The 21,699-nt window shown below is 51.6% G+C and carries 16 protein-coding genes; 8 read left to right on the top strand and 8 right to left on the bottom strand.

The window, feature by feature from the left end:
- Positions 1-6: 6 nt before the first annotated feature.
- Positions 7-708 carry a Crp/Fnr family transcriptional regulator gene (locus H9625_RS05025; RefSeq protein WP_087207713.1) on the top strand — a complete coding sequence of 234 codons (702 nt, stop codon included), beginning with the start codon at positions 7-9 and terminating at the stop codon, positions 706-708.
- 543 nt (positions 709-1,251) lie between these two features.
- Here the strand turns inward: H9625_RS05025 and H9625_RS05020 are convergent.
- From H9625_RS05020 to gltB, 8 genes are all read right to left on the bottom strand, one after another.
- Positions 1,252-1,662 (bottom strand): DUF1893 domain-containing protein, encoded by a 411-nt coding sequence (locus H9625_RS05020; protein ID WP_191763258.1) that lies wholly within the window; start codon positions 1,660-1,662, stop codon positions 1,252-1,254.
- A gap of 232 nt (positions 1,663-1,894) precedes the next feature.
- Positions 1,895-3,271 (bottom strand): aldo/keto reductase, encoded by a 1,377-nt coding sequence (locus H9625_RS05015; RefSeq protein ID WP_191763256.1) that lies wholly within the window; start codon positions 3,269-3,271, stop codon positions 1,895-1,897.
- Positions 3,272-3,394: 123 nt separating this feature from the next.
- The gene (locus tag H9625_RS05010) at positions 3,395-4,900 is read right to left on the bottom strand and encodes a 4Fe-4S binding protein (protein WP_191763254.1); all 1,506 of its coding nucleotides are present in this window, start codon (positions 4,898-4,900) and stop codon (positions 3,395-3,397) included.
- 371 nt (positions 4,901-5,271) lie between these two features.
- Positions 5,272-6,498: an LL-diaminopimelate aminotransferase gene (locus tag H9625_RS05005; protein WP_191763252.1), complete on the bottom strand. Its 1,227-nt coding sequence runs from the start codon at positions 6,496-6,498 to the stop codon at positions 5,272-5,274.
- A 114-nt stretch (positions 6,499-6,612) separates the two neighbouring features.
- A complete protein-coding gene (gene dapF, locus H9625_RS05000; protein ID WP_191763250.1) occupies positions 6,613-7,413 on the bottom strand; it encodes a diaminopimelate epimerase in 801 nt (266 codons plus the stop codon).
- 144 nt (positions 7,414-7,557) lie between these two features.
- On the bottom strand, positions 7,558-9,249 hold the full coding sequence (asnB, locus tag H9625_RS04995) for an asparagine synthase B (RefSeq protein WP_191763248.1): 1,692 nt from the start codon (positions 9,247-9,249) through the stop codon (positions 7,558-7,560).
- A 182-nt stretch (positions 9,250-9,431) separates the two neighbouring features.
- Positions 9,432-10,778: a glutamate synthase subunit beta gene (locus tag H9625_RS04990; RefSeq protein WP_191763245.1), complete on the bottom strand. Its 1,347-nt coding sequence runs from the start codon at positions 10,776-10,778 to the stop codon at positions 9,432-9,434.
- A gap of 108 nt (positions 10,779-10,886) precedes the next feature.
- Complete coding sequence (gene gltB / locus H9625_RS04985) at positions 10,887-15,404, bottom strand: glutamate synthase large subunit (RefSeq protein ID WP_191763243.1); 4,518 nt, start codon at positions 15,402-15,404, stop codon at positions 10,887-10,889.
- 586 nt (positions 15,405-15,990) lie between these two features.
- On the opposite strand from gltB, the gene H9625_RS04980 reads away from it, so the two are divergent.
- From H9625_RS04980 to rsxA, 7 genes are all read left to right on the top strand, one after another.
- Entirely contained in the window at positions 15,991-16,410 is a 420-nt protein-coding gene (locus H9625_RS04980; RefSeq protein WP_087396225.1) for a SoxR reducing system RseC family protein, read from the top strand.
- Between the two features lie 23 nt (positions 16,411-16,433).
- A complete protein-coding gene (locus H9625_RS04975; protein ID WP_191763241.1) occupies positions 16,434-17,306 on the top strand; it encodes a Fe-S cluster domain-containing protein in 873 nt (290 codons plus the stop codon).
- A 14-nt stretch (positions 17,307-17,320) separates the two neighbouring features.
- The gene (gene rsxC, locus H9625_RS04970) at positions 17,321-18,658 is read left to right on the top strand and encodes an electron transport complex subunit RsxC (RefSeq protein ID WP_191763239.1); all 1,338 of its coding nucleotides are present in this window, start codon (positions 17,321-17,323) and stop codon (positions 18,656-18,658) included.
- Between the two features lie 35 nt (positions 18,659-18,693).
- Positions 18,694-19,701, top strand: a complete 1,008-nt coding sequence (locus tag H9625_RS04965) for an RnfABCDGE type electron transport complex subunit D (RefSeq protein WP_022041067.1) — start codon at positions 18,694-18,696, stop codon at positions 19,699-19,701.
- Entirely contained in the window at positions 19,698-20,303 is a 606-nt protein-coding gene (locus H9625_RS04960) for an RnfABCDGE type electron transport complex subunit G (RefSeq protein WP_022041068.1), read from the top strand. The genes H9625_RS04965 and H9625_RS04960 overlap by 4 nt, the downstream gene beginning before the upstream one ends.
- Positions 20,304-20,320: 17 nt before the next feature.
- Complete coding sequence (gene rsxE / locus H9625_RS04955) at positions 20,321-20,908, top strand: electron transport complex subunit RsxE (protein ID WP_022041069.1); 588 nt, start codon at positions 20,321-20,323, stop codon at positions 20,906-20,908.
- A gap of 84 nt (positions 20,909-20,992) precedes the next feature.
- A complete protein-coding gene (gene rsxA / locus H9625_RS04950) occupies positions 20,993-21,592 on the top strand; it encodes an electron transport complex subunit RsxA (RefSeq protein ID WP_022041070.1) in 600 nt (199 codons plus the stop codon).
- The last annotated feature ends 107 nt before the right edge of the window (positions 21,593-21,699 follow it).

Raw genomic sequence — 21,699 nt, 5'->3', positions numbered from 1 at the left:
GCACCTATGGTAAAGAAGGAACTGACAGAAGCCGAGATTGCCGAAAGTATCCCCGATTTATGGCAACCTCTTACAGAGGCGCAACGTGAATATCTTGCGCAGAACTTTACAATTCAAAAATACAAGAAAAATGAGGTTATTTATTGCGAAGGCGAAACTCCGCAGTATATGATGTGTCTGTTGAATGGCAAGGTAAAAATTTATAAGGACGGAGTAGGTGGGCGCAGCCAGATTATCCGGGTTGTGAAGAACAAGGAATATTTTGCCTATCGTGCCTATTTCGCGCATGAAAACTTTGTGACGGCGGCGGCGGCTTTCGAACCTTGTACGATGTGCCTGATTCCGATGGCTGTTATTGAAGAATTGGTGGTCCAAAATGCGGAGTTGGCGATGTATTTCATCCGTCAGCTGTCGAAAGATCTGGGTATTTCGGATGCGCGTACGGTAAACCTGACGCAAAAGCATATCCGTGGACGCCTTGCCGAATCGCTCTTGTTCCTGAAAGATACGTACGGATTGGAGGAAGACCAGTGTACGCTGAGTATTTATCTTTCGCGTGAAGACCTTGCCAATTTGTCGAATATGACGACATCGAATGCTATCCGTACTCTGTCGAACTTTGCCGCCGAGAAACTGATTATCATCGACGGGCGTAAAATCAAGATTGTGGACGAAGAAAAACTGAAAAAAATCAGTAAAATCGGATAACTCTCTCTTTAGGGGCACGATTGCCTCAAAAAACTTTCCCGCCACAGATTACACCGATTCCCATTCCATCGAACCTCCATTCAGACCGGTGCAATCCGTGGCTTTTCTTTTTCCCTGTCCGGTTGGTCCGCGCAGGCATATAGCTTCATTGGGCGCATCAGCCGGAAGCCTTTGGCAAAGCAGCCTGGTTTCAGCCTGGTTTTATTATACTGAAACTATAGTTTATTTGCATTGAAACTATAGTTTATATATCTTGAAACTTCAGTTTCAGTGCATTGAAACTGCTGATACTTATAATTCCTTCTGGAAAGGCAATGTAGCTGCCTTTCTCACTACGGAGGACACAGGTACACAGATTTAATGTGTCAATGAATAATAGGGCAATGTGCTAATTTATTTTCGCATTAGCATATTGTTTATTGACCTATTCTTCTGTGGCACTCTGTGGTGAATAGTTATGTTTCATTAAAATCATAAATCTATACCGCATGTAGTATAAGAAACTTTTTGGAGAAATTCAAAACAGCTTCTCAAAACAGTTTCTCATTTGTGCGTTATAACGAAATCGGTGATAATCTGGTAAAGCCGTTGCAGGTCGGTTTCTTCTCCGCATGCTGTTTCCAATGGGCAATATCCGGTCTGCTGGCGGTTGATGATGTGAGGCACTTCCTGTGCGCAAGACACTTTTATTCCATATTGTTCGAATAACTTTCGTGCGGGGGTGCTTAACACATCGGCATAGACTTCCGTCATTCCGCCCAATATCATCAGGGCGGCGGCTCCCTTGCCGATGACTTTGTCGGCTATGGTAGCACCTTGCATAAAAGCAGGGTCATTATTATATAAGGTATAAAGATCGGCTACGCCACGTTGCGTAAACGTGCGCGTCTCACTACGGTTGGCAATGACGCACGAATAACCTCCTGCATGGAGGAGGGAGATAAGTTGGTTCATCTTTTTTATTTACGATTTTGCGATTTACTATTTACGGTTTATGCCAATCAGGAGTTAAGGAGTTAAAAGGAGTTATCACTCCGCTCCGCTTCGTTAGGAGTTAAGCCAATAGTTTTGTTGGTGGAAGCAGGAGTGAAGGTATTGGCTTAACTCCTTAACTTCTTAACTCCTTAACTTCTTAACTCCTTAACTTCTTAACTCCTTAACTTCTTAACTCCCTCTAACTCCTAATTCACAATGTTTCCTGCTTCAATTTTTCCACATACTGGTCGATGCGTTGCATTTCGCGTGGGATATCGATGTATTGCGGGCAATGCGGATTGCATTGCTCACACCCGATGCAGTGGGATGCCTGGCGCAACTTCGGCACGCTGCGGTCGTAGCCTATCAGGAAGGTGCGGCGTGCCTCGGCGTAGTTGGGGTCGAGCTTGCTTTGCGGCATGTTGCCTTCGTTCACACATTTGTTGTAGTGGAGCAATACCCCCGGAATGTCGATGCCATAGGGGCAAGGCATGCAGTATTGGCAGTTGTTGCATGGGATGGTGGGGTATTTGAGCATCAGCTCGGCGGTATCGAGCAGGAATTGCTGTTCCTCCTGGGTGAGCGGAACCAGCGGCGAATAGGTGCGGATGTTGTCTTGCAGATGCTCCATGTAGGTCATGCCGCTCAGTACGGTGAGCACCATGGGCGGTGTGCCGGCAAAGCGGAATGCCCACGAAGCGACGCTGTTTTCGGGGTTGCGTGTCTTCAGACGTGCTACGATGTGTTCGGGCACTTTCGACAGGCGTCCTCCCTGCAGGGGTTCCATGATAACCATCGGAATGTTCCGCTTGGAGATTTCGGCATACAGGTAGTCGGCGTTGACGTTTCTGCCCGATGCGTGCTTCCAGTCGGAATAGTTCAGCTGGATTTGGATGAAATCCCAGTGCACCTGCTCGTGGTATGCCAGTATTTTGTCGAACTCTTCCTTGCTTCCGTGAAATGACCAGCCGAGGTGACGGATGCGTCCTGCCTCACGCTCTTTTACCAGATAGTCCAGCAGTCCGTTGTCGATGAAGCGGTTCTGGAAGCTGCGCTTGCCGGTGTTGCCCAGCGAGTGGAGCAGGTAGTAGTCGATGTAGTCCGTCTGGAGCTTCTTCATCGAGTCGTGGTACATTTCTACGCTCGACTTGAAGTCCGTAAGGTCGAAGTTCGACATCTTGGTGGCGATGAAGTATTTTTCTCTCGGGTGTCGTTTCAGGGCGATGCCTGTCGAGGTTTCCGACCAGCCCTGCACATATACGGGTGCCGTATCGAAGTAATTCACTCCGTGTTCGATGGCGTAGTCTATCAGGCGGTTCACCTCTTCCTGGTCGATGACGTTTCCGCCTTTCTCGGGTGCGGGGAGCGTAGGCCAGCGCATACATCCGTAGCCCAGAATGGAGACTTGGTCTTTTGAAGGCGGGAAGTTGCGGTAAGTCATCTTGCCTGTTGGCACAGGATTTTGTGCAGATGTCTCGGCTGATTCTTTGGGGGAGCATCCCGTCAGGGCTGCGGCGGTACCGGCGGTGCTGATGCCTACTATTTTCAGGAAATCCCTGCGGTTCATGCGGTTATCTTGTTTGTTCATAATAGCAATTTTTTATTCGTTCTGATTTTTAGAAACGCGGATTATCGCAGATTAACGCAGATTTATAAGGAAAATGAGTCTGATATATAGTCTGCGGAAATCTGCGTGAATTTGCGTTTCAGCTTAAATGATTCGGTGGACTTCGTGGCCTTCTACGTAGATGGCGCTGAGCGGGCGTGCCGGACACAGGTTCTCACAGGCTCCACATCCGATGCACTTCTCGGTGTCTATCGCCGGAATCTTGAGCGACTCGGGATCAGACGGGTCGGAAGGAATCATCAGAATAGCTCCTGTGGGGCAATGGCGTGCACAGTTTCCACATGCCTGTTCGTCGGTGAGCGGGATGCAGCGTTCTTTCACCCATACGGCATGGCCTATCTGGATGGCAGACTTTTCGGCTTTATCTATCAGGTGAATGGCACCCGTCGGACAGACTTCCGAACATTTCGTGCATTCGGGGCGGCAATAACCGCGTTCGTACGATGCGGTAGGTTGCATGAACGTGTCAAGCGAAGAAGAAGGACGGAGCACTTCGTTGGGGCAGACCGATACGCAAAGCTGGCAAGCGGTGCAATGTTGCTGCATATTACGTGCGCTTTGCGAACCCGGAGGAGTAATCGGAGTCTGGCGTTTCGGTGCCTGCTTGTCGATGATGTCAGCAAGCCCGCCGTCCAGTTTGACGATTTCGGCTTTCTTTACAGCCTGTGCCTTGGCTGCGGAGGCAAGGAGCAACAACGACCCTGCCAGTACCTCACGCCGTCCCTTATCCTTGGGTTGCGAAGTAGGTTGTGACGGAGCGGCTTCTTTCTTTCCGTAGGCAAAACGATAGTGGATGGCATCGTGCTTGCATTGCTTCAGGCAGTCGAAGCAAGTCACGCACCGGCTATGGTCTACAGCTGCGTTCGGAATATCAATGCAAGCCGCCTTGCAACGGCGTGCGCACAAGTTGCATTTCCTGCATTTCTCTTTATCGATTTCGATTCGGAACAACGAAAATTTAGAGATAACCCCCAACACGGTCCCTACAGGACAGATGGTATTGCAATACGTACGTCCGTTCCGCCACGCCAATACACCTATTATTATAAAGGTAAGCAGGGCGATGAGGAATGTCGGAAGGCTCTTCAGCCACACCTCGGTTTCATAGAAAGCGTAGCTGTCGGCACGTTCTGCAAAATAGGCCAGCAGGTTGTTTCCCCACTGGTAAACGGGAGCAAACAGGTTGTTGGCGATTCTTCCGTAGGCGCTATAAGGGGCAACCAGTGCGGCAATCGAAGTGAGTCCGCCTGCCATCAACGCCAAGAACACGACCAATACGCTATAACGCAACACGTTTTTCGCTTTCGAATACGTATAAGGAAGTTTTTTCTTCCCTCGTCCTATCCGCGCCACGATGTCTTGAAAGACTCCCAACGGGCAGATAACGGAACAGTAAATGCGTCCGCATACGAAAGTAAGCACTATAAGAAGGAGCACAACGCCGACATTGAGTGCCAATACAGCCGGCAAGAACTGAATCTTAGCCATCCATCCGAACCATGCATGCAATGTCCCTGTAAAGTCGAGGAACAAAAGCGTGACGATGCAAAAGAATAGGAAAGCTATTACTTGTCTGATTTTTTGCAACATAATGAGTGGTCTTTTGTTATTTCATGTCACAAAATTAGAAGTAAATGTTTTTTATGGTATCAGGCAGATAACAAAACTTTCTTAATACCGATAATTTATATCAGGTCTAAGTTTATTCTTAATTTGTCATGCTAGATTTTGTCACGCTGGATTTGTAATCCAGCGTAATGAAAGGCACAGAGGCACACAGAAAAAAAATAAAATTTGAATATCCGCATTTCACCCAATTGCCTTGTAGGGGCGTATCGCATACGCCCGAATACGTCAACTAATCCACGTGGATGTCTTCAGGGCGTATGCGATATGCCCCTACATGGGATGTTTGCGGATATTCAATAAATAAAAACTCTGTGTGCCTCTGTGGTGAAATATCAGAGCTTGCCGATACGCCGGATGGCTTCCTCGCAATCCTCGCGCTTGCCGAAGGCGGTGAGGCGCAGGTAGCCTTCGCCGCTGGGGCCGAAGCCTACGCCGGGCGTGCTGACGATGTGGGCACGGTAAAGCAGCTCGTCGAAGAACTTCCACGAGGTCATTCCTTCGGGAGCCTGCACCCACAGATAAGGCGCGTTTATGCCTCCGAACACCCGGTAGCCAGCACGGGTCAGGCCTTCGCGCATCGTACGGGCGTTTTCCATATAGTAGGCGATGGTTTCCTTCACCTGTGCCCTGCCTTCGGGCGAATAGACCGCCTCGGCACCACGCTGGGTGATGTAGCTGGTGCCGTTGAACTTGGTGCACTGGCGCCGGTTCCACAAGGGATTGAGCGGGACGCGCTCGTCATCGAGGGTAGCGGCGGTCACTTCCTTGGGCACCACGGTATAGCCGCAACGCACGCCCGTAAAGCCGGCGGTTTTCGAGAAGCTGCGTATCTCGATGGCTACTTTTTTCGCCCCGCGTATTTCGTAGATGGAATGGGGAACATCGTCATCGTGGATGTAAGCCTCGTAGGCGGCATCGAAGATGATGAGCGTATCGTTAGCCAGCGCATAGTCGACCCATTGCTTCAGCTGGTCGCGCGTGAGCGTGGTGCCTGTAGGGTTATTGGGATAGCATAGGTAGAGCAGGTCGATGCGATGGTCGGGGATGGCTGGGACAAAGCCGTTTGCGGCGGTGCAGGGCAGGTAAGTAATGTTGCTCCAGCGTCCGTCTTCGCCCAGCGTACCGGCACGCCCGCACATCACGTTGCTGTCGATATAGGCAGGATAGACCGGATCGGTGATGCCCATGCTATTATCCCAACGCAAGAGTTCGCCGATATTGCCCGTGTCGCTCTTCGCCCCGTCGCTGATGAATACTTCGGAGGGGCTGAGCTGGATGCCGCGCGGCGCGAAGTCGTGCTTGATGATGGTTTCGATGAGGAAATCGTATCCCTGCTCGGGACCGTAGCCGTGGAAGGTCGCAGATGATGCCATTTCGTCCACGGCGCGGTGCATTGCCTCGATGGATGCCTGCGGCAGGGGACGGGTCACGTCGCCGATGCCCAGGCGGATGATTGGTTCGCCCGGATGGGTTACTTGATAAGCCTTTACTTTTTTCGCTATATCGGAGAAGAGGTAGCTCCCCTTCAGTTTCAGGAAATGTTCGTTGAGTAGTGCCATATTGAGTTTTTGAGTTTTCTCACCACAGATTACACAGATTATTAAAATAAATTCTTCTGTGTTTCTGTGGTTCTGTGTTCAATAAAAATCTGTGTAATCTGTGGTGAAGCAGATTCACACGGTTATCACACCGTCAAATACTTTCTCGGCGGGGCCGGTCATGAAGAGGCGGGTGCCTTCGCCTGCCCAGCGGATGCGGAGCGTGCCCCCGTCCATGATGATGTCCGATTCTCCGGGGCAACGGTGGGTGTATGCCGATGCCACGGCGGTGGCGCACGCTCCGGTGCCGCATGCCATCGTGATGCCCGAACCGCGTTCCCATACACGCATGCGGACACGGCCGGGAGCCAATACCTGCGCGAACTCCACGTTCACACGGTCGGGGAAGAGCGGATGATGTTCCAGCACCGGTCCCACACGAGGCAAATCCACCTGCTCCATATCGTCCACGAAAATCACCAGATGCGGGTTGCCCATCGATACGGCAATGCCTTCGCGATAAGGATACCCCTCGCCCAAATCGACGGGATGAATCTCTGCCGGGATGCCCATATCCACCGTCACGGCGTCCACCTTGCCGTCCTCCACATGCAGGCGGAGGGTCTTGATGCCCGAAAGCGTGTCGAGAGTCACTTCGGTCTTACGGGTCAGACCGTACTCGTACACATACTTTCCGATGCAGCGGCTGGCGTTGCCGCACATCTTGGCTTCCGAACCGTCGGCGTTGAAGATGCGCATGCTGAAATCCGCCTTGCCGGACGAGCCTATCAGCACCAGCCCGTCGCTTCCGATGCCCGTATGGGGGCGGCTCCACGCCACCGCCAGCTCTTCGGGATTCGGCAGGGGATATATCAGGGTGTTGACGTAGATGTAGTCGTTGCCTGCCCCTTGCATTTTGGTAAATTCTATCTTCATTAATTAATAGTTAATAGTTAATAGTTAATAATTAATAATGCCAATCAGGAGTTAAAAGGGAGTTATCACTCCGCTACGCTCCGTTAGGAGTTAAGCCAATAGTTTTGTTGGTGGAAGCATTAGTAAAAGTATTGACTTAACTTCTTAACTCCTTAATTCCTGTGAAACTTTGGCGTATGCCTCCTCGTGCACCCCTGCTACGGCGCGTCCGCTCGGCTCGTTCATGTTCTTGAAAGCCTCGTCCCAAGCAAGCGCCTCGGCGGTGGAGCAAGCCACGCTGGGCACGCTGGGCACGCTTCGGGCGGCACTCTCGCTGGGGAAATATTCCTCGAAGATGCTGCGGTAATAATACTCTTCCTTGTTCATCGGGGTGTTGACGGGGAAACGCTCGGCGGCATGTGCCATCTGTTCGTCGCTTACGGCTTGCGAAGTGACGGCTTTCAGCGTATCTATCCAGCTGTAGCCCACCCCGTCGCTGAACTGCTCTTTCTGGCGCCATGCCACTCCTTCCGGGAGCATATCCTGAAATGCCTCGCGCACGATTTTCTTTTCGATGGTCTTTCCGGGGCACATCTTGGCGGCAGGGTTGAGCCGCATCGCCACGTCGAGGAACTCCTTGTCGAGGAAAGGCACGCGCCCTTCCACGCCCCATGCCGCGAGCGACTTGTTGGCACGCAGGCAATCGTAAAGGTAGAGCTTGGAGAGCTTGCGGAGGGTTTCTTCGTGGAACGCACGCGCATCGGGCGCCTTGTGGAAGTAAAGGTATCCGCCGAACACTTCATCGGCTCCTTCGCCGCTCAGCACCATCTTGATGCCCATGCTCTTGATGACGCGTGCCAGAAGATACATCGGCGTAGAGGCGCGCACGGTGGTTACGTCGTAGGTCTCGATGAAATAAATCACATCGCGCACGGCGTCCAGCCCCTCCTGAATGGTGTAGTTGATTTCGTGGTGCACGGTGCCGATGTGGTCTGCCACCTCGCGTGCCTTCGCCAGGTCGGGCGCACCTTTCAGCCCCACGGCGAACGAGTGCAGCTGAGGCCACCATGCCTCCTGTTTCCCGTTGCTTTCCACGCGGCGGGAAGCGTATTTCTTGGCAACGGCGGAAATGACCGAGCTGTCCAGCCCTCCCGAAAGCAGCACACCGTAGGGCACGTCGCTCATCAGCTGGCGACGTACGGCGGCTTCGAGTGCCTCACGCAGTTCTTCCACGGATGCCGGATTATCCTTTACGGCATCGTACGACATCCAGTCGCGGGTGTACCAGCGCGTCATCTTTCCCTCCTTGCTATCGTAATAGTGTCCGGGCAGGAAAGGTTCGTAGCGGTCGCAAAAACCTTCGAGTGCCTTCAGTTCGCTGGCACAATACACCTTGCCGTCGGCATCATAGCCGATGTAAAGGGGAATGACGCCGATGGGGTCACGGGCAATAAGGAAGGTGTCCTGCTCTTCGTCGTAGAGGGCGAAGGCGAAAATGCCGTTCAGTTCGTCCAGAAAATGGATGCCCTTGTCGCGGTAGAGGGCAAGAATCACCTCGCAATCACTTCCCGTCTGGAACTGGTACTTGCCCGCATACCGCTTGCGGATGTCCAGGTGGTTATAGATTTCGCCGTTTACGGCAAGTATTTGTTTATGGTCGGGCGAGAAAAGGGGTTGCTTTCCGCTTTGGGGGTCGACAATGGACAAACGCTCGTGGGCAAGGATAGCGGTCCGCCCGCAATAGATTCCGCTCCAGTCGGGTCCGCGGTGACGTATTTTCTTTGCCATGGCAAGTGCCTTGTCGCGGAGCGGTTTGGTTTGTTCCTTGATATTGAATATGCTGACTATTCCACACATAAGTTTGTGAGTTTTTAAGTTTGTGAGTTTTTGGGGGTTGAGGTTGAAACACAGATTTTCGCAGATTAACACAGATTATTTTGATTTACTATTTTTCGATTTACGAAGTACGATTTAATGCCCAATAGTAGATAGTAAATTGTCAAATCGTAAATTAAAATAATCTGCGTTTCAATGCATCCTTAATTTTTAGGTGAAAGGAAACGGTCGATGCTTTCGGCGGCTTTCCGTCCTCCGGCGATGCATTTCACTACGAGGCTGGCGCCGGTAGCGGCATCCCCTGCCAGGAAAGCATTCGGGGGAAGCTGGGGAGCTTCCGGCTTCAGGAATCCCATGGCGAGCAATACCAAGTCTGCCTTGATGACTTCCTTCTTGCCGGTGGGTTTCATTACAGGGCGTCCTCCGCCTTCCGCAGGCACCCATTCCACTTCTTCCACTTCCACACCACACACGTGCCCGTTTTTCCCGATGAATTTAGTGGACGACAAACTCCAGCGGCGTGTGCATCCTTCTTCGTGGCTGCTGCTGGTTTTCAGCACTACGGGCCATTGGGGCCAAGGCGTGGCTGGATTATCTCCTACGGGCGGCTTGGGCATAATCTCGATTTGTGTCACGCTTGCTGCTCCTTGGCGGTTGCTTGTGCCGATGCAATCACTTCCGGTATCGCCTCCGCCTATCACCAGCACGTGTTTGCCTCGGGCATCGATGCGCTCTTCTTTCGTGAAGGTCTGTCCGGCAAGTACCCGGTTTTGTTGTGCCAGCATCTCCATTGCAAAGTGGATGCCTTTCAGGTCTCGTCCGGGGATGGCGAGGTCGCGTGCCTGGGGCGTGCCGGTGCATACGCAATAAGCGTCGAAGCCTTCGGGCAGCTTCTGCACGTCGATTTCGGTATTGGGCTTGAACGTCACCCCTTCTGCTTCCATCAGCCTGATGCGCCGGTCGATGATGTTCTTTCCCAGTTTGAAGTTGGGGATGCCGAAGCGGAGCAATCCGCCGATGTATTCCAACTTCTCGAATACGGTTACTTCATATCCTTTCTTGTTCAGCTGGTTGGCGGCGGCAAGCCCGGCAGGTCCCGATCCGATAACCGCCACTTTCTTCCCGTTGCGCGGATAGTGTTTCGGCTTGATGTAGCCTTCGCGGAACGCCGCTTCGATGATGGCGGCTTCATCTTCGCGGATGGTGACCGGCGCATGAATACTCAGTTGCAGCACGCAGCTCTTCTCGCACAAGGCGGGGCAGATGCGTCCGGTAAACTCCGGAAAGTCATTGGTGCGGCTCAGTATCTGGAAGGCTTCTTCCCACTTGCCTTTATACATTGCGTCCTGAAATTCGGGCGGACGGTTGCCCAGCGGGCATGCCCAATGGCAGAAGGGTACGCCGCAATCCATACAGCGCGAGGCTTGCAATTTGCGGTCGCTGGTATTGAGTGTCTGTTCTACTTCACTGAAGTCAGTAATCCGTTCGTGTATCGGCCGGTAGCCGGCTTCCTGACGGGGTATGGTTAAGAATGCTTTAGGATTTCCCATAATATATTAAATGAAGAATTAAGAATGAGGAATGAAGAATCAGGAACGAGGAATGAAGAGTGACATCTACCCATTCTTCATTCTTAATTCTTCATTCTTAATTTATATTTAGTAGTCTCTTTGCACTTCGGCAATCTTTTGCTGGAGTTTGCGCATCTGCTCTTCGGCAAGCACCTTCTTGTATTCAATCGGTGTCACCTGAATGAACTCGTCTACGTAACGGCTCCAGTTGTCGAGCATGGTGCGTGCCAATTGCGACCCCGTGTAGAGGTAATGCTGGCGTACCAGTTCGTGCAGTTCCTTACGGGCGGTGGAGTCTTCCAGCAAGGAGAGTTCCACCATTTCCATGTTGCAGAAATAGTCGAAGTTATGGTTCTTGTCCCACACGTAAGCCACGCCTCCGCTCATACCGGCGGCAAAGTTACGTCCGGTTTCTCCCAATACGACCACCCGACCGCCGGTCATGTATTCGCAACAATGGTCGCCCACGCCTTCTACTACGGCTATGGCACCCGAATTGCGCACCGCAAACCGCTCTCCGGCACGTCCGTTAATATACACTTCGCCGCTTGTGGCACCATAGAGCAGGGTATTGCCCACGATGGTATTCTTCTCGGCATCGAAATTGCTCCGTACAGGAGGCTGTACTGAAATGTGGCCTCCGCTCAAGCCCTTGCCCAAATAATCGTTGGCTTCCCCTTCCAGCTTGAAGCTGATGCCGTGGGTCAGGAAAGCGCCGAAACTCTGTCCTGCCGAGCCTTTGAACTTCACGTTGATGGTCTGGTCGGGCAAGCCTGCCTCACCGTATTTCAACGCTACGGCTCCCGAAAGCATCGTGCCTACTGCACGGTCGGTATTGGCAATGGCATATTCCAGCGATACTTCTTTCTTGCTCTCCAACGCCTCACGGGCAGCGGCAAGCATCGCTACGTCTTTCACATTATCTATATCGTGCTTTTGTGTAGTGACATTGTGCAGTGCCGACCCGTTGTTCACCTGATGCAGGATGCGACCGAAGTCGAGCAGGGCTGCCTTGCTTCCCATTTGGCGGGGCTTGATTTCGATGAGGTCGGTACGTCCTACAATGTCATCGAGGTGCTTGAAGCCCATTTCGGCAAGATACTCACGCACCTCCTGTGCCAGGAAGCGGAAGAAATTAACTACATATTCGTATTTCCCGCGGAAATGGTCGCGTAACTCCGGATTCTGGGTAGCTACGCCCACGGGGCACGTGTTGGCATGGCACTTACGCATCATTACACATCCCAAGACTATCAGTGCCGCCGTACCGAAACCGAACTCTTCGGCTCCCAGCAATGCCATGCTGATAACATCCCGTCCGGTCTTCAGTTGTCCGTCGGTCTGCAGGCGTACCTGTCCGCGCAAGCCGTTCAGCACCAGTGTCTGCTGAGTCTCGCTCAACCCTATTTCGGGCGGGATGCCCGCATAGCGCATTGATGAGGCGGGCGAAGCCCCTGTGCCTCCTTCGGCTCCCGAAATCACAATCAGGTCGGCTTTCGCCTTCGCTACGCCGGCGGCTATGGTCCCGATGCCGCTCTCTGCCACCAGTTTCACGCTGATTTGGGCTTTCGGATTCACGTTCTTCAAGTCAAAGATGAGCTGAGCCAAATCCTCGATGGAGTAGATATCGTGATGGGGCGGAGGTGAAATCAATGAGATGCCCGGAATGGAATGGCGCGTACGGGCGATGACCTCGTTCACCTTGAAGCCCGGAAGCTGTCCGCCTTCACCGGGCTTGGCTCCCTGCGCCACCTTGATTTGTATCTCTTCGGCATTCACCAGGTATTCGGCGGTCACTCCGAAACGCCCCGATGCCACCTGCTTGGTCTTGCTACAGAGCGAGATGCCGTCGAACGTGTCGTGAAAGCGGTCCGAATCCTCGCCTCCCTCGCCCGTATTGCTCCGTGTGCCCAGCTTGTTCATCGCAAGCGTCATTGCCTCGTGGGCTTCCTTGCTGATGGCGCCGAACGACATGGCTCCCGTCACGAAATGTTTCACTATATCCTCTACCGGCTCCACTTCTTCTACCGGAATGGGGTTGCGCTTGAAGGAGAAGAAGTCGCGCAAGAAAATGGGATGCTCTTTCTCGTCCGCCTTGCGGGTGTATTCCTTGAACTTGGCATAGCTTCCCGTACGTGTGGCGAGCTGAAGGGCACTGATGGTTTCAGGGTTCCAGGCATGTTTCTCTCCGTCTTTCCGGTAAGAGAACTGTCCGATATGCGGCAATAAAGGCTCTACTTCATCCGGCATGAACCCGTTGTCGTGGAACGTGATATAGTCTTTGGCTATCTCTTCCAGCCGGATGCCTCCCACCGAAGACGTTCCGGTGCCGAAATAAGCCTTCAGCAATTCTTCACTCAGCCCAACGGCTTCGAATATCTTGGCGCCGCGATACGAACGGATGGTACTGATGCCCATCTTGCTCATCACCTTATACAATCCCTTGCAGATAGCCTTGATGTAGTTCTTTTCCGCGGTTTCATAGTTCATTTGGATTTCGTTGCGTTTCACCAGTTCGTCCAATACCGCAAATGCCATGTACGGATTGAAGGCACTTGCCCCGTATCCCAGAAGCAGGGCGGCATGCATCACCTCGCGCACCTCTCCGCTTTCTACAATCAGCGCGGTCTGTACACGTTTCTGCACGCTGATGAGGTGATGGTGCACGGCACTTACGGCAAGCAGGGACGGGATGGCGGCGTGTTCCGTATCGATGCCTCTATCCGACAGGATGATATAGTTTACGCCATCATCTACCGATTGTTCGGCTTTCTTGCACAACTGGGTCAGGGCTTCCTGCAATCCTGCCTTCCCTTTGCTGACTTCGAAGAGCGCAGGAAGCTTCACGGTATTGAAGCCCTTATAGCGGATGTTGCAGAGAATGTCCAGTTCGGTATTGGTAAGGATGGGATGCGGAAGGCGCACCATCTTGCAATGGCTTTCGCTGGGCAAGAGGATGTTGGTGCCCACCGCCCCGATGTATTCGGTGAGCGACATCACCAGTTCCTCGCGTATCGGGTCGATAGCAGGGTTGGTCACTTGTGCGAACTGCTGGCGGAAATAGTTGAATAGCAACTGAGGCATGTCGCTCAGCACCGCCAGCGGGGTATCGTTTCCCATGGATGCCGTAGGTTCGGCACCGTTGGTGCACATCGGTGTCAGCGTGCGTTCGATGTCCTCGCGCGTGAAACCGAAGGCACGGAGCTTACGCTCGAAATCGGGCACGGTATTTTCCACCTTCCGCCCGCTCTTCAGGGTGTTCAGCTCGATGCGGTTGGCAGAAAGCCATTGGCGGTACGGGCGTGCCGATGCAAGCTGTTCTTTCAATTCCCCGTCGTAATAGATTTTGCCTTCCTGGGTATCGATAAGCAATATCTTTCCCGGCTGGAGGCGTCCTTTTTCCTTGATGGTCTCCGGCTCAAAGCTGATGACACCAGCCTCGCTTGCCACCACCATTATGTCATTTTTCGTAATGAGGTAGCGTGCCGGACGCAAGCCGTTACGGTCCAACATACCTCCGGCATACCTTCCGTCGCTGAAAAGCAGGGCGGCAGGTCCGTCCCACGGTTCCATCAGGATGGAATGGTATTCGTAGAATGCCTTCAGGTCTTCGCTGATAGGATTCTTGTCGTTGAACGATTCGGGCACCAGCATCGCCATGGCATGAGGCAGGCTCAAGCCCGACATCACGAAAAACTCCAATACATTGTCCAGCGAGGCGCTATCACTCATGCCCGGCTGGATGATGGGACGGATATCCTTTACATTGCCCAGAGTAGGCGTAGAAAGCACACTTTCCCGGGCTTCCATCCATGCACGGTTTCCCCGGATGGTATTGATTTCGCCGTTATGCGCCAAGAGGCGGAAAGGCTGGGCAAGGCTCCACGTGGGGAAGGTGTTGGTGCTGAAGCGGGAATGCACGATGGCAAGCCCGCTGGTGAAGTAAGGTTGTGTCAGGTCCTGGAAATACTCGCGTACTTGCACCGACGAGAGCATACCTTTATAAATAATGTTCTTGCTGGACAATGACACTATGTAGAAGTCTTTGTGTTGTATCCGCTTCTCGATTTTCTTGCGTATGATATACAAGGTACGTTCCAGGTTTTCCACGTCCGTGGCACCGGTGATGAACACTTGCTTGATAGCCGGCTCCGTCTCCTGTGCGCTTTGCCCCAGGATGGAAGAGTTGACCGGTACGCTCCGCAGGTGCATCAGGGTAAGCCCTTCACGCTCTATTTCCTCTATCATGATGCTCAGGATGCGTGCCTGTTCCTGCTCGTCCTTGGGCAGGAAGACCAACCCTGTGCCGTACTTTCCTTTTTCAGGCACCGGTATGCCTTGCAACAAGATAAACTCATGAGGAATCTGTACCATGATGCCGGCACCGTCTCCGGTCTTGTTGTCGGCACCTTCCGCCCCGCGGTGTTTCATATTCTCCAGCACTTTCAGTGCCGAGTCCACCAGTTCGTGCGACTTGTTGCCATGAATGTCTACAATCATTCCCACACCGCAAGCATCGTGCTCGTATGCAGCATCGTATAATCCCGTTTGTTGTACGTCTGTAGCTGCGCTGCTCTCCATTCTGATAAAAGTTTCCTCTTTCATTGGTGTTTGCTTTCTTTTTACTACTGTTTAGTCGTTTGTATCTATCTCTTTGCTCGCAAAGATACAGATACTACGTTCATCGTGTACACCTACAGGCCGTTTTTGTTTCAAGAAATATCAAGTGCCCGCCGCTGTACTTTCAATCTGCTCGAATAACCCTTGCCAATCAAACATATCATAAGCAAAACAAATTGTTTTAATTACAATATAAAAGAATAAGGCTTTTTATAGCTCAACATTCCATCGGCTTCTATTGCCACAGACATACTGTCAATAAGACAGTCCACATGACTGCATTGCTTGTAAGATTATTAATCTTCAAGCCGAAAGATTATTAATCTTCACGCTGTAAGATTAATAATCTTACAAACGATGCAGCATATGGCGGAGAGATACAGATACACCGGCACTACTTATCCACCGAGGTCATCCCCTAATCGTCTATGCATTCTGATGCAATCAGAGGGAGAAAGACACATATCCGTTGGATTTTGCTTTTTTTAGCAGATAAATTCACCGTTAACGTTACCAGCGACTGAAAATTTATAGTATTTTTGCCTCGTATTGCAAAGTACAGATTACAAATATGCCAAGTAACATTAAACATCTAGGTATTGTGGAAAGCATCAACGGAACTCGCCTGAAGGTGAGAATCGAACAAACATCAGCTTGCGCGGCATGTAGCGTCAAGCAACATTGCCACGTGCCTGAATCAAAAGAAAAGATAATCGATGTGTGTAACCCACAAGGAGTGGTGTGTGCCGTCGGACAAAAGGTATTGATTTCGGGCACCACCGCGATGGGCATGAAAGCCGTCCTGCTGGCTTTTGTCTTTCCTTTTTTGGTTTTACTCTTGGCACTTGCTTCCGTCCTTCACCTTACGCACAATGAGTTGGTTTCCGCCCTTGCCGCACTAGGTGCACTGGTTCCTTATTACCTTATTATATATATATGCCGTAAGCGACTGAACCGTTCGTTTATCTTCCGGCTGGAAAATGTAGTCTAATCAAATAAACTAACTTTATACGTATGAATATGATTTTAATTGCGGTCGTTTCATTGGGAGCCATCGGACTGGTATCTGCCATCGTCTTGTATGTGGCTTCGAAGAAATTTGCCGTGTACGAAGATCCACGAATTGCCCAGGTAGCCGAAGTGCTTCCACAGGCAAATTGCGGTGGATGCGGATTTCCGGGATGTTCGGGCTTTGCCGCAGCATGTGTCAAGGCAGGCTCGCTCGAAGGGAAACTCTGTCCCGTAGGTGGACAACCCACGATGGAGAAGGTAGCTGCCATCTTGGGGCTGAAGGCAGAAGCCTCCGAGCCTAAAGTGGCTGTAGTAAGATGCAACGGCACATGCGACAATCGTCCCCGGCTCACGCAATACGACGGTGTGCGCTCGTGCGTAGTGGCAAATGCCACCGGAGGTGGAGAAACGGGATGTTTCTTCGGATGCCTGGGTTATGGTGATTGCGCCAATGCCTGCCAGTTCGGGGCCATCCGCATCAATCCTCAGACTGGACTGCCCGAAGTGGACGAGACAAAATGTACCGCGTGTGGAGCCTGTGCGAAAACCTGCCCACGAAACATCATCGAAATCCGCCCACGTGGAAAGAACAACCGCCGTGTGTATGTGCAATGCGTCAACAAAGACAAAGGTGCCCTTGCCCGTAAGGTGTGCGATGCCGCCTGCATCGGATGTGGCAAATGCGTGAAAACTTGTCCGTTCGAAGCCATTACACTCGAAAACAACCTTGCCTACATCGACCCTGCCAAATGCAAGGCGTGCCGCAAGTGCGAAATGGAATGTCTGCAAGGAGCCATCGTGGCGGTCAACTTCCCTCCCCGTAAGCAACGGGAAACCGTTTCAGCCGAAATAGAACAACCCGAAGTAAAACCTTAAAAACAACAGATAAAGTGAAGACATTCAGAATTGGTGGAGTACATCCAGCAGCTAATAAATTGTCGGCGGGCAAAGCCATCGAACCCCTTGCCCTCCCCCGGCAGGCGGTGTTCCCTTTGTCACAACACATCGGCGCACCTGCTACCCCCCTCGTAAAAAAAGGTGATACGGTAAAGGTGGGCACCCGGATAGCAGAAGCAGGAGGATTTGTCTCAGCCCCCATCTTCTCGTCCGTATCTGGCAAGGTGAACAAGATAGATAGCGTCATTGATGCCAGCGGCTATCGTAAGCCCGCCATCTATATCGATGTGGAAGGTGATGAATGGGAGCCGGACATCGACCGCAGCACCACTCTCCTAAAAACATGCGACCTCAGCCCCGAGGAAATCGTGTCACGTATTAAAGAAGCCGGCATCGTAGGTATGGGCGGTGCCTGTTTTCCCACACACGTCAAGCTCAGCCCTCCGGCAGGATGCAAGGCAACGTGCGTCATTATCAACGGCGTGGAATGTGAACCTTATCTGACCGCCGACCACCGGCTGATGCTGGAAAAGCCCGATGAAATATTGGTAGGCATCTGCATCCTGATGAAGGCCGCCAAGGTAAATCGTGCTTACATCGCCATCGAAAACAACAAGCCAGATGCCATCCGCCTGCTTTCCGAAAAAGCCAAGGCTTATGCAGGTATCGAAGTGATTCCTCTGCAAGTAAAATATCCCCAAGGGGGCGAAAAGCAATTGATTGACGCTGTTATCCGCCGGCAAGTGCCAGCTCCTCCTGCATTGCCCATCCATGTAGGTGCCATCGTACAAAACGTAGGCACGGTATTTGCCATCTACGAAGCAGTACAAAAACATAAGCCCCTCTTCGAACGCATTGTAACCGTCACAGGTAAGTCGCTCAAGACTCCTTCCAATTTTCTTACCCGATTGGGCACTCCGATGAGCCAGTTGATAGAAGCAGCCGGAGGTATGCCCGAAGATACCGGCAAGGTAATCGGAGGAGGTCCGATGATGGGAAAAGCACTGATGAGCACCGACATACCTATATGCAAAGGAAGTTCGGGCGTACTGCTGATGAACGAACATGAAGCACGCCGTGCAACTCCTCAACCTTGTATCCGTTGCGCCAAATGTGTAAGTGTATGCCCAATGGGACTGGAACCTTACCTGCTTGCCACCTGTTCGGCACATGGCGATTGGGACCGCGTGGAACACGAACAGATTATGTCGTGCATCGAATGCGGATCGTGCCAGTTCACCTGTCCCTCACACCGCCCGATACTCGATAATATCCGGTTGGGAAAAGGCAAAGTCGGCGCCATCATCCGCGCACGCAACACCAAAAAGTGAATTATAAGTTGAAAATGATAAATTGTAAAATATAAATGGAAAATAAACTCATCGTATCTTTATCGCCTCACGTGCATAGCGGCGACAGCATCCAACGCAATATGTATGGCGTGCTGATAGCGCTCATCCCCGCCTTGCTCGTATCGTTCTTCGTGTTCGGACTAGGGGCTATCATTGTCACGCTCACTTCGGTAGCAGCCTGCCTCTTCTTCGAATGGGCCATCACAAAATACATCCTGAAGCGCGATGGAAACACCCTTTGGGATGGTTCCGCCGCCATCACCGGCATCTTACTGGCATTCAATCTACCTTCCAACCTGCCTGTATGGATTGTCATCATCGGTGCCCTCGTGGCTATCGGTATCGGCAAGATGACTTTTGGCGGACTAGGGTGCAATCCGTTCAATCCGGCACTCATCGGCCGTGTATTCCTGCTCATCTCTTTCCCCGTACAAATGACCTCGTGGCCTCAAGCCGGACAATGGGGAGCTTACCTTGATGCCGAAACCGGAGCAACTCCGCTTGCCCTGATGAAGCAAGCCATCAAGTCGGGCGACCCTTCCGTATTGAACGACCTGCCCAGCAGCCTGCTCCTGTTAATAGGTTTTCCTGAAAATTGTCAGGCAGGAGCTGGATGTCTGGGAGAAATCTGTGCCCTTGCCCTGCTTCTCGGACTGGCTTATATGTTGTGGAAAAAAATCATCTCGTGGCACATACCGATATCCATCCTTGCTACCGTATTCGTTTTTTCGGGACTGATGCACCTGGCGAATCCCGTCTATGCCTCGCCCGTACAACATCTGCTCACCGGAGGATTGATGTTGGGAGCCATTTTTATGGCAACCGATTACGTAACCTCGCCGATGAGCCATAAAGGAATGCTCGTCTACGGCGTGTGCATCGGTTTCCTTACGGTAGTCATCCGCACCTTCGGAGCATATCCCGAAGGCATGTCATTCGCCATCCTGATTATGAATGCATTCACTCCGTTAATCAACACTTATTGTAAACCCAAACGCTATGGGGAGGTAGCAAAAAAATGAAAAAACTGGAATCGTCATTGAAAAATATGATCCTGTCGCTGACTGGATTTTCTATTGTAGCCGGTGGATTGCTGGGCTGGGTCAATGCAGCTACTGCCGAGCCTATTGCCCAGGCCAATGCCAAAGCTCTGAGCGATGCCATAGCCGTGGTGATACCGGGATTTGACAACAATCCTGCCGAAGAAGCGGAAACAGTAGAAGTAGAAGGCACCACCTACAAGATATATCCTGCCACGCAAGGGGGCAAGCCCATCGGAGCAGCCGTAGAAGCTTCGGCAAATGGATTCGGCGGTACCCTCACCGTACTGGTAGGTTTCGATACCGAAGGCAACATCATCGACTATTCCCTGCTCAGCCATGCAGAAACTCCGGGACTAGGTTCGAAAGCCTCCGACTGGTTTAAGAAAGGAGCCAAAGGAGACATTACCGGTAAAAACCCCGGCACCCAATCCCTCACAGTAAGCAAGGATGGAGGCGAAATAGATGCCATTACCGCTTCCACCATCACTTCACGTGCCTTCCTGCAGGCAGTAAACAATGCCTGGTCTGCCTATATGAACGGCCAAGTAGATGCCACCAGTGGAGCTTCCCAACAACATTAACAAGAAAGGAGAACATTATGAACAATTTTAAGATACTGATAAACGGAATCGTCAAGGAAAACCCCACGTTCGTGCTCCTGCTAGGCATGTGTCCTACGCTGGGAACAACCTCATCCGCCCTCAATGGAATGGGTATGGGACTCGCCACAATGTTCGTGCTCATCTGTTCCAACTTTGCTATCTCCGGCATCAAAAACCTTGTGCCCGACATGGTACGCATTCCCATCTTTGTCGTGGTTATTGCTTCCTTCGTTACCATCTTGCAAATGCTGATGCAGGCTTATGTACCCGCACTCTACGCCACACTGGGACTGTTCATCCCCCTTATCGTAGTCAACTGTATCCTGCTGGGACGCGCCGAAGCTTTTGCCTGCAAGCATACTCCGATAGCCTCTCTTTTCGATGGACTGGGCATCGGCCTGGGCTTCACCATTGCACTTACCTTACTAGGCGGTGTGCGTGAATTTTTAGGCACAGGCAAACTGTTCGGCATTTCCATCCTGCCCGAACAATATGGCATGCTGGTCTTCGTTCTGGCTCCGGGTGCTTTCATCGCCTTGGGATATCTCATTGCGATTGTAAACAGATTAAAAAAGAATAATTAAAGAGTTCAGAGAGCCCATACTCCGCAGATGCAGCTCGACCATCGGCATTAACTTCTTAAACTCTAAAATAAAAAACAACAAACCATGGAATATATCCTTATATTTATCACCGCTATCTTTGTGAACAACATCGTGTTGTCGCAATTCCTCGGAATTTGTCCTTTCCTGGGTGTATCGAAGAAAGTAGAAACAGCAATGGGTATGGGAGCTGCCGTAGCCTTTGTGCTCACGCTTTCCACCATCGTCACTTACGTCATCCAGAAATTCGTACTCGACCCATTCGGACTAGCTTATCTGCAAACCATTGCTTTTATCCTTGTCATCGCCGCGCTGGTACAGATGGTCGAAATCATCTTGAAAAAAGTGTCACCGGCACTCTATCAGGCATTGGGCGTGTTTCTGCCGCTTATCACCACCAACTGTTGCATCCTGGGTGTAGCCATTCTGGTCATCCAAAAAGATTTCGACCTGCTGACAGGCGTGGTCTATGCTTTCTCTACAGCCTTGGGATTTGCCCTTGCCCTGATAGTTTTTGCCGGCATCCGCGAACAGCTTAGTCTGGTCAATATCCCGAAAGGAATGCAAGGAATGTCTATTGCGCTGATTACTGCCGGCCTGCTGGCAATGGCATTTATGGGTTTTTCGGGTGTCGACAAAGGACTTGCTGCCCTGATGGGACTCTGACACAGGTTTTACATATAAGCCAATTGTCCCTAAGTAACTAATCAAAATTAAGCAGCATTATGTTTAAGTTTAATTCCCAAGGTATCCCCGACAGCCGCCAATGCCCT

The organism is Phocaeicola intestinalis, assembly GCF_014837065.1.
GTDB lineage: Bacteria > Bacteroidota > Bacteroidia > Bacteroidales > Bacteroidaceae > Phocaeicola > Phocaeicola intestinalis.
Note: the sequence above shows the minus strand (reverse complement) of the source record. Positions and strands in the feature narration are given on the sequence as shown.

Bases quoted from the DNA above. Each gene is read 5' to 3' on its own strand.
- H9625_RS05025 (WP_087207713.1), top strand. From the start codon at position 7: ATGGTAAAGAAGGAACTGACAGAAGCCGAGATTGCCGAAAGTATCCCC.
- H9625_RS05020 (WP_191763258.1), bottom strand. From the start codon at position 1,662: ATGAACCAACTTATCTCCCTCCTCCATGCAGGAGGTTATTCGTGCGTC.
- H9625_RS05015 (WP_191763256.1), bottom strand. From the start codon at position 3,271: ATGAACAAACAAGATAACCGCATGAACCGCAGGGATTTCCTGAAAATA.
- H9625_RS05010 (WP_191763254.1), bottom strand. From the start codon at position 4,900: ATGTTGCAAAAAATCAGACAAGTAATAGCTTTCCTATTCTTTTGCATC.
- H9625_RS05005 (WP_191763252.1), bottom strand. From the start codon at position 6,498: ATGGCACTACTCAACGAACATTTCCTGAAACTGAAGGGGAGCTACCTC.
- dapF (WP_191763250.1), bottom strand. From the start codon at position 7,413: ATGAAGATAGAATTTACCAAAATGCAAGGGGCAGGCAACGACTACATC.
- asnB (WP_191763248.1), bottom strand. From the start codon at position 9,249: ATGTGTGGAATAGTCAGCATATTCAATATCAAGGAACAAACCAAACCG.
- H9625_RS04990 (WP_191763245.1), bottom strand. From the start codon at position 10,778: ATGGGAAATCCTAAAGCATTCTTAACCATACCCCGTCAGGAAGCCGGC.
- gltB (WP_191763243.1), bottom strand. From the start codon at position 15,404: ATGAAAGAGGAAACTTTTATCAGAATGGAGAGCAGCGCAGCTACAGAC.
- H9625_RS04980 (WP_087396225.1), top strand. From the start codon at position 15,991: ATGCCAAGTAACATTAAACATCTAGGTATTGTGGAAAGCATCAACGGA.
- H9625_RS04975 (WP_191763241.1), top strand. From the start codon at position 16,434: ATGAATATGATTTTAATTGCGGTCGTTTCATTGGGAGCCATCGGACTG.
- H9625_RS04965 (WP_022041067.1), top strand. From the start codon at position 18,694: ATGGAAAATAAACTCATCGTATCTTTATCGCCTCACGTGCATAGCGGC.
- H9625_RS04960 (WP_022041068.1), top strand. From the start codon at position 19,698: ATGAAAAAACTGGAATCGTCATTGAAAAATATGATCCTGTCGCTGACT.
- rsxE (WP_022041069.1), top strand. From the start codon at position 20,321: ATGAACAATTTTAAGATACTGATAAACGGAATCGTCAAGGAAAACCCC.
- rsxA (WP_022041070.1), top strand. From the start codon at position 20,993: ATGGAATATATCCTTATATTTATCACCGCTATCTTTGTGAACAACATC.